This is a genomic window from Occultella aeris, assembly GCF_902703175.1.
Classification (GTDB): Bacteria; Actinomycetota; Actinomycetes; order Actinomycetales; family Beutenbergiaceae; genus Occultella; species Occultella aeris.
Genome location: NZ_CACRYJ010000032.1, coordinates 38,997 through 52,272 on the forward strand (window position 1 = coordinate 38,997; position 13,276 = coordinate 52,272).

11 protein-coding genes are annotated in these 13,276 nt (G+C 71.6%); 4 read left to right on the forward strand and 7 right to left on the reverse strand.

Annotated features, from left to right (window positions below; translation table 11 throughout):
- Positions 1-9: 9 nt before the first annotated feature.
- From HALOF300_RS11500 to HALOF300_RS11520, 5 genes are all read right to left on the reverse strand, one after another.
- Positions 10-1,305, reverse strand: a complete 1,296-nt coding sequence (locus HALOF300_RS11500; RefSeq protein WP_156741083.1) for an alpha/beta fold hydrolase — start codon at positions 1,303-1,305, stop codon at positions 10-12.
- Complete coding sequence (locus HALOF300_RS11505) at positions 1,305-2,372, reverse strand: M29 family metallopeptidase (RefSeq protein WP_156741084.1); 1,068 nt, start codon at positions 2,370-2,372, stop codon at positions 1,305-1,307. The genes HALOF300_RS11500 and HALOF300_RS11505 overlap by 1 nt, the downstream gene beginning before the upstream one ends.
- Before the next feature lie 71 nt (positions 2,373-2,443).
- Positions 2,444-4,114, reverse strand: a complete 1,671-nt coding sequence (locus tag HALOF300_RS11510) for an OPT/YSL family transporter (protein WP_156741085.1) — start codon at positions 4,112-4,114, stop codon at positions 2,444-2,446.
- Positions 4,115-4,156: 42 nt separating this feature from the next.
- Positions 4,157-4,909, reverse strand: a complete 753-nt coding sequence (locus tag HALOF300_RS11515) for an IclR family transcriptional regulator (protein WP_197522491.1) — start codon at positions 4,907-4,909, stop codon at positions 4,157-4,159.
- A 174-nt stretch (positions 4,910-5,083) separates the two neighbouring features.
- Positions 5,084-6,031 (reverse strand): DUF1177 domain-containing protein, encoded by a 948-nt coding sequence (locus tag HALOF300_RS11520; RefSeq protein WP_156741087.1) that lies wholly within the window; start codon positions 6,029-6,031, stop codon positions 5,084-5,086.
- Between the two features lie 165 nt (positions 6,032-6,196).
- On the opposite strand from HALOF300_RS11520, the gene pepE reads away from it, so the two are divergent.
- Positions 6,197-6,892: a dipeptidase PepE gene (pepE, locus tag HALOF300_RS11525; RefSeq protein WP_156741088.1), complete on the forward strand. Its 696-nt coding sequence runs from the start codon at positions 6,197-6,199 to the stop codon at positions 6,890-6,892.
- Between the two features lie 55 nt (positions 6,893-6,947).
- Positions 6,948-8,603 carry a DNA repair helicase XPB gene (locus HALOF300_RS11530; protein WP_156741089.1) on the forward strand — a complete coding sequence of 552 codons (1,656 nt, stop codon included), beginning with the start codon at positions 6,948-6,950 and terminating at the stop codon, positions 8,601-8,603.
- Between the two features lie 48 nt (positions 8,604-8,651).
- On the opposite strand, the gene HALOF300_RS11535 is transcribed toward HALOF300_RS11530, so the two are convergent.
- Complete coding sequence (locus HALOF300_RS11535; RefSeq protein WP_156741090.1) at positions 8,652-9,104, reverse strand: hypothetical protein; 453 nt, start codon at positions 9,102-9,104, stop codon at positions 8,652-8,654.
- Positions 9,105-9,343: 239 nt separating this feature from the next.
- Here HALOF300_RS11535 and HALOF300_RS11540 point away from each other — a divergent pair, with 239 nt between their 5' ends.
- Positions 9,344-10,060, forward strand: a complete 717-nt coding sequence (locus HALOF300_RS11540; RefSeq protein WP_156741091.1) for a head GIN domain-containing protein — start codon at positions 9,344-9,346, stop codon at positions 10,058-10,060.
- A 203-nt stretch (positions 10,061-10,263) separates the two neighbouring features.
- Here HALOF300_RS11540 and HALOF300_RS11545 read toward each other — a convergent pair whose 3' ends face one another.
- Complete coding sequence (locus HALOF300_RS11545) at positions 10,264-10,971, reverse strand: type 1 glutamine amidotransferase (RefSeq protein ID WP_231955279.1); 708 nt, start codon at positions 10,969-10,971, stop codon at positions 10,264-10,266.
- A gap of 163 nt (positions 10,972-11,134) precedes the next feature.
- On the opposite strand from HALOF300_RS11545, the gene HALOF300_RS11550 reads away from it, so the two are divergent.
- Entirely contained in the window at positions 11,135-13,264 is a 2,130-nt protein-coding gene (locus HALOF300_RS11550) for a TPM domain-containing protein (protein ID WP_197522492.1), read from the forward strand.
- Positions 13,265-13,276: the final 12 nt, after the last annotated feature.

The window sequence follows — 13,276 nt, forward strand, 5'->3', positions numbered from 1 at the left end:
GACTTCCCCTCAGCGTCGCAGCGTGCGGATCAGCCGGTCGAGCAGGTTGCGCCCGTCCACCCGGATTCCGTCGTGCTGGTAGTCGTTGGTGATGATCGGGCGGAGCCCGCGGATGGCCTCGGCGGTGGCCAGGGAGGTCTGCCGTGGCACGAACATGTCGTCGTGGTAGATCGCCGCAGCGACCGGGACGGTGTTCTCGGCCAGCACGTCGGGGTCATACAGGGCAGGCAGGTCCGCACGCCGGGCGAGCAGGTCCGCGGTGTCCCGGAGCGGGACCAGGGCCGGGTCCTCCTCGAACTGCCACGGGTAGATGTGCTCGCCGGTGAAGCGGAACGGTGCGTCCGGGCCGGCGTCGAGCGCGAACTCGGCGAACTCGTCCCGGACCCGGTGCGCCGCCCACTGCGTGGCGCCTCCGGTGGCCGCGCCCTGGGCGTAGATGCTCTCGTGCAGCACGGCGTACAGGGGGCGTGGCGCGAAGCTCAGGGCCCGGCCGACCTCGTCGAGGAAGGATTCGGTGAGCCTGCGGGTGCCATTGACCGTGGTGAACGGGGCCTCCAAGCTGTAGTGCAGCGAGTCGAAGCCGGTCTGGGTGCCGAGGTTGATCCCGAGGGTCCGCAGCCGGCGGGAGCTGAGCCGCTCCCCGGTGGGAAGGAGCTCCTCCGCGCCGTCCAGGTGCGCCGCGACCGCCCGGGCCGTCTGCTCGTCCTGCGGGTGCCGGGCGAAGTACTCCCGGTTGCGGCGGGCGGTGGCGGCGTACGTGAGCCGGTAGGTGTCCTCGACGGGGGTCCGCAGGCCCGGCAGCCCGGCCGTGATCATGGCCTCCCGGACCCCGGCCGGCGCCTGGGACAGGTAGGCGGTGATGACGAAGCCGCCGAAGCTCTGCCCGAGCAGCGTCCACGGCTCGTCCCCGACGAGCTCGGTCCGCAGCGCCTCGGCGTCAGCCACGATCGCGTCGGCGCGCAGGTGCGAGAGGTAGGTGGCCTGCGCCGCCGCGTCCCCGGTGAGGGTCTGCCGGTTCGCCGGCGTCGACCGGCCGGTGCCACGCTGGTCCAGCAGCAGCACCCGGTAGTCCTCGAGCGCGCGATCGAGCCAGCCGCCGATCGAGTCGGGCCGGTTGGCCCGATTACCCGGCCCACCCTGGAACCAGACCAGGTACGGACGGTGAGCTCCGCCGTCGCGCACGATCTCACGGGCGAACACGCCGATGGTGCCGGGTGTGGCACCGGTGCGGTCGAGCGGGACCTCGAGCTCGTGCTCGCGAACGTCGTGGCCGTCGATCCGGTAGCCGGCCGTGGTCAGGGACATCAGTAGCCCTCGACGCCGAGCCTGCGGCAGATCTCGACGAGCTCGGGGTGCACGTAGCGCCCGTCCTCCTCGATCGCGGTGCCGTCCACGAAGATGCTCGGGGCCACCGCGGACCCGTCGGAGTGCGCCGGCGCGACCCACGGTTCGCCGCCGATCCAGGCGCCCTTGGTGCCGATGCCGAACTCGACGCAGCCGAACACCCGCTCGTCCTCGACGATCCGGCCGGTGGACCGGGTCACACCGGGGTTGTAGCCGAGCGACCAGTGCGCCACCCGGTACATGTTCGGGTCGTTCTGGGCGGCGAGCCAGTTGCGGTAGATCTGGGCGTCGCGGCCCTCGCCGGCCACGTCGGTGACCACGCCGTTGGCGACCGTGAGGGTGATCGGGTTCGTGATCAGCCCGTTGTCGTCCGGCGGCCAGGCGGCGCCGTCGAAGACGATCGTGCCGTTCTGGCTCTCCTCGATGGGGTTCCAGGAGATCTGACCGGCGAGCATCACGGACATGCCGGGCTTGTCGGCCGGGATGCCGCGCACGTGGATCGGGCGGTCGCCGGTGCGACCGGTGATGTCCATCCCGTTCTCGGACGTGATCCGGATCTCCTCACCGACGCTGAGCAGCTCGACGAGTTTGTCCCCGAGCTCGCGGACACCGGCGTAGTCGACCTTCGCCACCGTGTCCACGAGCATCTGCACGTCCAGGCCGGTCAGGCAGGTGTAGCGGGTGCCCCTGGCCATGGCGGCGCGGAACGCGTCCGAGTGCATGAGGTAGCCGAGCTGGAGCTCGATCCAGACGTCCGCCCCGAGAGCGGCGCCGGCGACCGGGGCCGGGGGCTCGATCGCGGAGGCCCACCGGGTCTCGTAGCGGACGATCACGGGGTGCGCCCCGGCGGCCATCGCCGCGCCGCCGAGCAGGTCGGCCACCCGCATGTCCGAGGACGTGTCGGTGGTGATGAGGACGTTCTCCCCCGGTTTGACGCACATGATCTCCTCGATCAGCTTGCGCGCGCCGACCATGGCCTCGAAGGAGAGGTACTCGTTGCGGGATTCGATTCTGTTGGTGACCTCCATGGGTCACTCCCTTCGTTTCGCTCGGTGTGACGGCGGGGCCGTCGCTGGGTTGTCGATGGGCCGGCCGGGCGTCAGCGCAGGACGCGGCCGAGGGATGCGAGCGCGTCGCCGGCGATGAGGCCTGCTCCGACGAGGGAGAGTTCCTCCTCCGCCTTGGGGCCCTTGACCTGCCGGACCACGAAGCGGACCGCGAGCGCACCCGCCACCAGGAAGCAGGCCCAGGGCACCGTGAGGAGCAGGCCGGTGGCGAGCATGACGCCCATCTGGCGCTTCGGGCCGCCGATGGCCTGGATGAGCGCGCCGGGGATCGCCCAGATCACCAGGTTGCGGACGGCATCGGGGTCGGTCAGACCGGCCGTGATGGTGTCGGCGTAGACGACGGCCACCGGCGGGATGAGCCCGTCCTCGAAGTAGGAGCGCCACAGCAGCGCGACCACGACGAGCGCGACCACGAAGCCGACGATCGCCGAGTAGTACTGCTGGCGGCGCCCGTCCCGCTCGTACGCGTCGTACTGCGGGTGGCGGGAGTGGACCTTGCGGAGCACCCAGCCGGCCTTGAGGTCGTAGCCCATGTCCGCGAACGCCGGCCCCGTGGCCGCGCAGTAGCCGACCAGGACCACCAGGGGAACCTCGGGCAGCCCGACGACGAGGCCGATCACCAGGAAGATCAGGGTCACCGCGAAGGCCGGGAACCAACCGGAGTGCATGGCGGCGAGGCCGACGATGATCTCGTGGACGAACGCGGCGAACGCCGCGAACAGAGCCCAGCCGATGATCGCCGCGATGCTCATCTCGGTGAGGAGGCCGGTGATGATCGCCAGCAGCACGGCGCCGGCGAGGAACATCACCACACCGGAGGACAACGCCCGCCGAAGCTGCACGGGGGTGACCGAGTCGGCGTCGGCGGGGTCGGCGGCGTCCGGGTCGGCGGCGGCGGCCTTCGCCGCGGTCTCGTCGCCGGCCTTCTGTGCCTTGCTGCGTCGGTTGCTGAGCAGGACGCCGGCCTGGATGAGGGCAACGATGCCCGCGCCGATCATGACGCCGTGCGGGATGAACTGACCGCTGAGGGAGAAGTCCGCCAGGCCCGGCAGCAGGGTGATGAACTGGTTCACGGCGAGCCCGATGGCGAACATCAGCAGGGCGACGACGTTGCCGATCAGCGCCACGCCCGCAGCGGAACCGCTGAGCCCGACCCAGGCCAGTACGGCACCGACGACGCCACCACCGGCGAGGATCGCGGCGCGCTTGCCGCCCTTGTCACCGGCTTTGATGGTCTCGGCGGCGGCGATCCCCGGGGGCCACGCGGCGGTGGCCGGCAGGAACCGGGAGCCGAAGCTGCGGTAGAGCACCCAGGAGTCCACGCCGAGTCCGACGACAGCCCCGATCAGCAGCGGCCAGACCAGGTCGACGCGCCCGTACGCCCAGCCGATCGCCATCGGGGTCAGCAGCGCGTTCGCGGCGCCGAACGTGGCGGAGGAGATCGCCGTCTGGGCCAGGTTCTGCCGGTTCGTGTCGCGGAACTTCCCGAAGAACCCGATGCCGACCCGGCCGATCACCATCGCGATCAGCGCGCCCACAACGGAGGTGTTCGCGGAGATGCCGAGCGTGGTGATCAGGTGCAGGCCGATGTAGGCGCCGAGGACCGAGAGCAGGACTGTGAGGATGAGCGTGGCGGGCGCGAAGGCGCGGGGGTGCACCAACCGCTCCTCGGTCGTGGTGCTGGGCGTGGGTCGTTCGGCCATGGATGGCCTCCTTCATGGGGGATGCTTGCCGGGTACGCCCGGTCAGCTCCGGAGGGTCGCTCCGATGTCGCTGGCGGCGTGGCGGACGGCGTCGATCAGCTCTGTGGAGCGATCTGCCATGTACTGCGGGGGCCCGAGGGTGGTCACGGATCCGAAGACCGCTCCCTCGAGCAGGATCGGCGCGGAGATCGCCATGACCCGCTCGTCGAACTCGCCCGTCGAGACGGCGTAGCCGAGGCTGCGAACCTGCTCGTGGCGGGTCTGGAGCGTGGCCACCTCGGCAGCCGGCGGGTCCTCGGCGCCCGCCGCGACCAGGATCTCGCGGGCGTCCAGCACCGTCGAGAACGCGAAGATCGCGTGCCCGGTGGCGCCGAGGTGGCCGGGGTAGGTGCGCCCGAGCGCCGTGTTGTAGCGCACCATGCCCGGGCCGTCGACGGCCGCGACGGTGCGGTACCGGGCGCCGTCGGGCACGCAGACGACCGTGCTCTCACCGGTGGCGGTCGAGAGCGCCGCCAGGTGCGGCTCGAGGCGGTGCCGCACGCCCTCGCTGTGTTCGGCGAGATGGCCGAGCACCACGAGGGCCGGGCCGAGGGAGTAGCGCCGGGTGACCGGATCGAGAACGGTGAACCCCTGGGCGGCCAGCGTGGCGAGCACCCGCTGCGTCTGGGACTTGTCCAGGCCGAGCTCTCGTGCGAGCTCGGAGACGCCTCGCGTCGGGTTCTCGTGCGTGAAGGACCGAAGGACTGCGAGCGCGCGGCCGACCGTCTGCAGGTGCCCTGCGGCGGGTGCGGCCATTCCAAGTCTCCGTTGCTCATATCGGGTCGGGCGAACCGATAGTAGCAACACTCCCATGAAGATGTAACGCCTGGGTTAACGCCGACCTTGCGATCGCTGGATGCGTCGCCAGACGCGGACGGGGCGGGACCGCGCGCTCACTCGCGATCCCGCCCCGTCCGGCGGCGGCTGGGCTCAGGCGCTGCCCACGCCCTGCAGGTGCGTGGCATCCCCGTACAGACGCGTGAGGGTGGCGAACTCGTGCTCGTCGCAGAAGGACAGCGAGCCGTCGCCGAACCCCTTCGCGACCTCGAGCGCGTAGCGGGCCGCGAGGGCGATGTCGACCTCGTGGCTCGCCCCGGTCGCGGAGCCGGCCACCGCCGTCACCGCCGTCAGCGCGACACCCACCACCGGCACCTGCGCGGCCACGGCCGGCTGCAGGATCGAGTTGATGTGGTAGAGCCCGTTGGCGTAGGGCGTGATGTCCTGGGTGGACAGCGGGAACACCTGGGCCGGCTCACCGCAGACGCTCTCGTACACGGAGACCAGGTCCGGGCTGACCGGCAGGATGTAGCCCTGCCGCACGGTGGGTGAGATCGCGATGCCGCGGTGGTTGATGACGCGGTTGCCCTTCGTGGTGTCGATCGAGACGATCGCGTCCATCTCCGGCAGCACCTCGTTGTCGTTCATGGCGCCCATGTCCACGGGCGAGTCCATGAACGGGACCGGCTCGTGCGGCCGGGTCGGCGCCCAGGCGCACACGTGGGTGCCGATGATGACGTCGCCGGGCAGCCGGTCGCCCCGGGCGTACATCTCGACCACCTTCGCCGCGGTGGCGAGGGCCGCCGTCGCCCCGTCTCCGTCGGAGACGTAGCCGATCCGCTCGGGGCGCGCACCGATCCCGCCGAGGCGCCCGATCACACCGAGGGTGCGGGCGTCCCCGCCGGACGCGCGCCCCTCGGTGCCGGGCACGCGCACGGTCACGAAGTCGGTGTGGCCCTTGTCGCCCTGCACCCGGCTCACGTCGATGCCGATCGCCTCGACCGCGTCGCCGGCGAGGTCGCGCAGGTGCGCGGCGATCCGTTCGCCGTCGACGCGCGGGTCGTCGAGGAGGTCGAGGATGGTCAGGACGTGCTTGAGCATGGGGGCTCCTGTTCATCGGTCAAGCGGTTGGCGGCACCGGGCGGTCGGCCCGGCGCGGCCTCAGACTAACCACCCCGGCCGAGCGGGAGGTCTCGCGCCGGGTGCTGGGTGCCCGGCCGGAGGTGGCACGATGAACGGGCCCGACACCCCACCCGAGAGGCGACGATGGAACTCCTGCTGCTGTCCAACTCCACGGCCCCGGGCCGGGGCTACCTCGAGCACGCGCGCGACGCGATCGCCGAGGCGTTCACGGGGGTCTCGCGCATCGGGTTCGTGCCGTTCGCGCTCGCCGACCACGACGCCTACACCGCGCAGGTCCGCCGTGGGCTGTCCTTCCTCGACGCCGAGGTGGTGGGCCTGCACGAACGCACGGGTGACCCGCTGGCCGGCCTCGACGCGGTGTTCGTCGGCGGTGGCAACTCCTTCCGGCTCGTGGACCAACTGCAGCGGCGCGGCCTCATCGAGTCGATCCGGGACGCCGTCGCGGGCGGGCTGCGCTACCTCGGTTCGAGCGCCGGCACGAACGTGGCGACGCCGAGCATCCGGACCACGAACGACATGCCGATCGTGGAGCCCGCCTCGTTCGCGGCGATCGGCCTGGTGCCTTTCCAGATCAATCCGCACTACCTCGACCCGGACCCGAGCTCGAGCCATCAGGGCGAGACCCGCGACGAGCGCCTGCAGCAGTACCTCGAGGAGAACGACGTCCCGGTGCTCGCGATGCGGGAGGGCACCTGGCTGCGCCGCAGCGGCGCCTCGCTCACCCTCGGCGGCGAAGCCACCGGCGCGCGGCTGTACCGCAAGGGCGAGCCGACGGCGGAGGTCACCACGGGCATGAACCTGAGCGACCTGCTGGGCTGAGTGGGGTCGCCCACACCCCGAAGCAATCGGGGTGAAGGTGGTGGAGAATGGAAGGATGCCTGATGGCCCCCTGATCGTTCAGTCCGACAAGTCCCTCCTCCTCGAGATCGACCACGAGCTGGCCGGCCCGTGCCGCCGCGCCATCGCTCCGTTCGCGGAGCTCGAGCGCGCGCCCGAGCACATCCACACGTACCGGCTTACCCCGCTCGGGCTCTGGAACGCGCGCGCCGCCGGCCATGACGCCGAGCAGGTCATCAACACGCTGCTCGAGTACTCCCGCTACCCGGTGCCGCACAACCTGCTGGTCGACATCGCCGAGACGATGTCCCGGTACGGGCGGCTCCAACTGACCACCCACCCCGCGCACGGGCTCGTGCTCACCGCCACCGACGTCCCCGTGCTGGAGGAGGTGCTGAAGTCCAAGCGCACCGCCGGCCTGGTCGGCGCCCGGTTGGACGCCAGCACCGTGGTGGTGCACCCGAGCGAGCGCGGCCACCTCAAGCAGGTCCTGGTCAAGCTCGGCTGGCCCGCCGAGGATCTGGCCGGCTACGTGGATGGCGAGGCCCACGAGATCGGCCTCGAGGAGAACGGGTGGGCCATGCGCACCTACCAGAGCGAGGCCGTCGAGAGCTTCTGGCACGGCGGCTCCGGTGTGGTGGTGCTGCCCTGCGGCGCCGGCAAGACGATCGTCGGCGCCGCGGCGATGGCGCAGTCCGGGACCACCACCCTGATCCTGGTCACGAACACCGTCAGCGCCCGCCAGTGGCGCGACGAACTGGTCAAGCGCACCACCCTCACCGAGGACGAGATCGGTGAGTACTCCGGCTCCCGCAAAGAGGTCAAGCCGGTCACGATCGCGACGTATCAGGTGCTGACCACACGCCGGAAGGGCGTGTACACGCACCTGGAACTGCTCGACGCGCGCGACTGGGGCCTGATCCTCTACGACGAGGTGCACCTCCTGCCGGCGCCGATCTTCCGGATGACGGCGGACCTGCAGGCACGCCGTCGGCTCGGCCTGACCGCCACCCTGGTGCGCGAGGACGGCCGCGAGGACGAGGTGTTCTCCCTGATCGGGCCGAAGCGTTATGACGCCCCGTGGAAGGACATCGAGGCGCAGGGCTACATCGCCCCGGCCGAGTGCGTCGAGGTCCGGCTCGACATGCCGCACCACGCCCGGATGGCGTACGCCGTCGCCGAGCCGGAGGACCGGTACCGGATGGCGGCGACGGCGAAGGGCAAGCTGGACGTGGTGCGTCAGCTGGTCGCCAAGCACGACGGCGAGCAGATCCTGATCATCGGCCAGTACCTCGACCAGCTCGAGGAGCTCGGCGAGACGGTCGGTGCCCCCGTCATCACCGGCGCCACCACCGTGCCGGAGCGGCAGCGTCTGTTCGCCGCTTTCCGCACCGGGGAGATCACCACGCTCGTGGTCAGCAAGGTCGCGAACTTCTCGATCGACCTACCCGAGGCCGCCGTGGCGATCCAGGTGTCCGGTTCGTTCGGCTCCCGCCAGGAGGAGGCCCAGCGCCTCGGCCGGGTGATGCGCCCCAAGGCCGACGGGCGCACCGCCCACTTCTACGCAGTCGTCACCCGGGACACGGTGGACCAGGACTTCGCCGCCCACCGGCAGCGGTTCCTGGCCGAGCAGGGGTACGCCTACTCGATCATCGACGCCGAGGACCTCGCGCCCGTCGAGGACGCCGGCTGACGCCGGGCGTCCGGGGGTCGACGGCGGCCCGTACGTCGCGCTCGACCCTCACCCGGCCTGGCTGGCGGCCTGGTTCGCGCGGGCGCGCATCAGGAAGGCGATCCAGAGCAGGAAGACCGCGTCGGCGACCGGCACATCATCGGCGATGTCCAGGGTGGGCTTGATCGACCAGAACCCGCCGACGCCGCTGCTGCCGACCCACTGACCGTCCCGCGTGACCACGTAGGAGCGTCGGAACGCACCCTCCGGTGCGATCTCGTACCGGGTCGTCGGGCCGATGGCGATCACCCAGTTCTGACGCCAGAAACTCGGCCGGACTGCGCGACATCGCGCCGCCGGTTCGCCCACGATGGTGCCGACGCGCTCGGAGCCGTCCTTGCCGTACTCCCAGGGCACGCCCTCGATGACGACCCGTGCCCGTTCGGACCAGAACGACCGGTCCACGTCGGCCACGATCCGCTGATCCAGGAGGACATGGTCGTTGTCCCAGATGGCCTGCATCGATCCACCCTGACATGCCGGGCCTGGCTATCCAACCCCTGCTCGTGACCTCCAGGTGCACATCGATTTCCCCGGAGGTCGCCGGCAGTCGCGGACGACCGCCCCTACTGGGGCACCCTGGGCATCCCGGGGTGCACCTCAGGGTCAGATCGGGGGATATCCCCATGACGCCCGCGAGCCCCGGCTGAGAGGGTGGTGGTGGCCCGCTGGAGGGGCGGGCCACCAACTTCGGAGGAACCATGCACCGCTCGCGCGTCGCCGCCGTCACCGCCATCGCCGGCCTGTCCCTGGTGCTCGTCGGGTGCGGCTCCGGCTCCGGCCCCCGCGTCACCGAGGAACGCGACGACATCGACGCCGACGTCCACGCCATCGAGCTCGAGGGCAGCGGAGACCTGTTCCTGGAGGTCGGCGACACCCCGGAACTGCTGGTCACCGCACGCGAGAGCGTGCTGGAGGACGTCAGCACCGAGAACTCCGGCGGCGTGCTCGTCCTGAACGTCGACGGCGGCTTCCGGCTCTTCGGCGGCATCGGAACGGTGGACTACGAGGTGACCCTGCCCGCGGTCGAGGCGCTGAGCATCTCCGGCGCCGGGTCGATCGACGGCGAGGTCGCCCCGGGCGAGTCCCTGACCCTGGACATCCGTGGCGCGGGCGACGTCCGGATCGAGGGCGTGGACGTCCAGGACCTGACCGTCACCGTCTCCGGAGCGGGCAGCGTGGAGCTCGTGGGCACCGCGGTGAACCAGAGCGTGACGATCGACGGTGCCGGCGACTACCTGGCCGGCGACCTGGAGTCCGAGCATGCGGTCGCGACGGTCTCGGGTGCCGGCAGCATGGACGTCTGGGTGACCGGCACCCTGGACGCCACGGTGTCCGGCGCGGGGGACATCACCCACACCGGCGGGGCCGAGGTGACCGAGGAGATCAACGGCGCCGGCTCGATCTCGGGCGACTGAGCCGCACCACGACGCCTCGGCCACCCACCGCCCGGTCCCACCCGGGAAAGGCCCGCACGCCGCGACTCAGAACCTGCCGCCCGAAATACACCCGCGTACCCACCTTCTTCAGGCGTCCGGTACTGCGTCACGGAGCCACGAGCGGGCACGCACGCAGCACGGGGCGGAACGTGCGTCGTCGGACCGGCCGGGTCTGCCGCGAGTCAGCCGACCCGGTCGTGGACCGCGAGCACCTGGGCCACGAAGCCCTCGGCGATCTCGCGGGTCAGGGTCGCCAGTGCGTCCTCGGCGGCGGCCAGGTCGGCGGTGAGCGTGTCGGCGTCCACGTCCTGGTGCGTGGCCGCCCAGCGCTGCATGAGCTCCGGGCCCGCCTCGGGGTGGAACTGCACGCCGAGGCCACTGCCGAGCCGGAACGCCTGGAACGGGTACTGGTTCGAGCTGGCGAGCCAGACGGCGCCCTCGGGCAGGGTCGTGATCGCGTCGGCGTGCATCGACGGCGCCGACACGGTGCGGCCGAGGGCGGTGACCACCCCGCGCAGGACCGGGTCCTCGGCGGCGTCGGGGCGCAGCCGGAGCTGGATGACCCCACGCTCGGGGCCGATCGGGGCGTCCACGCTCACCTGGCCGCCTCCGGCGGCAGCGAGCACCTGGGCGCCGAGGCAGATGGCGAGCACCGGCACGTCGTGCTCGATCGCGGCCAGCATGAGGTCACCCTCAGCGGCCAGCCACGGTGCCACCTCGGTGTCGTAGGCGTTGTTGGTGCCGCCGAGCACGATGAGTCCGTCGAGCTCGGCGGCTGACGGGAGTGCGTCACCGCGGTCCGGTCGGACGATCCGGACCGCGACGTCGGCGAGCCAGGGCTCGAGCCGGTCGAGGGGTACCGCGTCCTCGTGCTGGATTACGGTCAGCACGGGCGCGCCCTCGTGGGCGGTGTGCTCGGTGGAGTGCGAACTGTTCGGTCACTCGATCGAAGGTACCCCAGAATTCTGGGTGATCGCTGGGAGCCCCCGCGGGTGGTCAGGACTGCCCGTCAACCTCGTTGCGCGAGCCGGTAGGAGAGGAGAGGATCAACGGGTGACCCGAATCGCCCAGCCGTTGCGCCTGTTCCTCGGCCTGTGCCTAGCGCTGTTCGCCGGCGCAGCGCTGGCCGGCCCCGCTCTAGCCGAAGCCCCGTTCCGTGTGGAAGGTCACGTGGAGGACCGCACCACCGAGCAGGTGGCCGCCGGGGACGAGGCCGAGATCGAGGCGGCCGCGGCGCGACTCGCGGAAGGATCCGACCTCGACCTGTTCACGGTCTACGTCGACTCCTTCGACGGCGTGGACGGCCAGGTGTGGGCGGACGAGACCGCCACGATGTCCGGCCTCGGCCAGAACGACATCCTGCTCGCGATCGCCGTGGTGGACCGCGAGTACGCGATCTCGATCGGCGCAGACCTCCCGCTCTCGGACTCCCAGCTGGCGACCGTCGCAGCGGACATCGAGGACGACCTGCGCGTGGACGACTGGAGCGCGGCCGCGATCACTGCGGCGGACGGCTACCTCGACCAGGTGAACGGCGGCAGCGGCAGCGCCGTGGTGCCGGTGCTGATCGGTGCCGGGGTGGTCGGTGGCGGCGCGTTCCTGCTGGTGCGCTCCAGCAACAAGCGCAAGCGGCAGCAGCAGGCGGCGCAGCAGCGCCCAGGCGTGCCGGGTGGCCCCGGCGGGCCGAACGCTCCGGCGCCCGCGAACTCGATCGAGGCGGTGCTGGCCTCGCTGTCCACTGAGGACCTGGCCACGCGCGCCGGGTCGGCCCTCGTCGGCCTTGACGACGACGTCCGCAGCTCCGAGCAGGAGCTCGGCTTCGCTCAGGCCCAGTTCGGGCTGCAGTCCACCCAGAACTTCAAGGCCGTCGTCGAGGGCGTCAAGGGCCAGCTCGCCCAGGCGTTCGCACTGCAGCAGCGTCTCGACGACGCGACGCCGGAGTCCGAGCCGGAGCGCCGCCAGATCCTGACCCAGATCGTGCTGCTCTGCGACCAGGGCGACAAGGCCCTGGACGCCCAGGCGGAATCGTTCGCGCAGCTGCGCAAGCTGCAGGACAACGCACCGCAGCTCCTGGACGAGATCAACACCCGTGCCGGTGAGATCGAGGCCAGGATCCCCGCCGCCCAGGCCACGCTGACCCAGCTGCGGGCCACCTATCCCGAGACCGCTCTCGTCTCCGTCGCCCAAGCCCCCGACCAGGCCGCGCAGCTCCTGGACGCGGCTCGGGACGCCGTCGCCCAGGGCCGCGAACGTGTGACCGGCAACGACCGCGGCACCGCCGTCGCCTTCGCGCACACGGCTGAGGATGCGCTGGCCCAGGCTGTGACGCTGCTCGACTCGGTCACGAACGCCCACGACAACCTCAGCCAGGCGGTCCAGCGACTGGACGCCTCGATCGCCTCGATCACTGCCGACGTGGCCGACGCGCAGCGGCTGGCCCCGCAGGACCCGCAGGTCGGCCCGGCCGCCGAGCGGGCCCGCACCGCGATCGAGGCCGCCACCGCGGCGCGCCAGAAGAACGGAGACCCGCTCGCCGCGCTCACCGAGATCGTGGCCGCGGAGCAGGCCCTCGACGCCGTCCTCGCCGGGCACCGGGAGGCGACCGAGGTCCGCCAGCGCGCCGTGAGCCAGCTCGAGAACGGGCTCTCCCGCACCGACGCACTGATCCGCTCGACGAACACCTACATCGAGACCCACCGGGGCGCCGTCGGGGCGAACGCGCGGACCCGGCTCGCCTCCGCGATCGAGTCCCTGCAGCAGGCCCGTGCGATGTCCGAGTCCGACCCGGTGCAGGCGCTGCGCCTGACCACCGCCGCGTGGCACTCGGCGAAGGCCGCGCAGGACCTCGCTGCCTCGGACGTGTCCAACTGGGAGCGCAGCCGGAGCCCGTACTCCGGCGGCGGCGGGTACTCCTCGCAGCGCGGCGTCGACCCGGGCTCGCTGATCCTCGGCGGAATCCTCGGGAACATGTTCGGCGGCAACAGCGGCGGCTACCGCGGTGGTTACGGCGGCCGGGGCGGCTCCTCGTGGGGCAGTTCCTGGGGCAGCGGCTCCTCATGGGGCGGCGGCAGCTCGCGGAGCAGTTCCCGCAGCCGCTCCAGCAGTTCCCGGTCCAGCGGTTCCCGGCGCTCCGGCGGCCGCTCCGGCGGCGGCCGGCGTTCCGGCGGGGGCGGGCGCTTCTGAGGCACCACGATC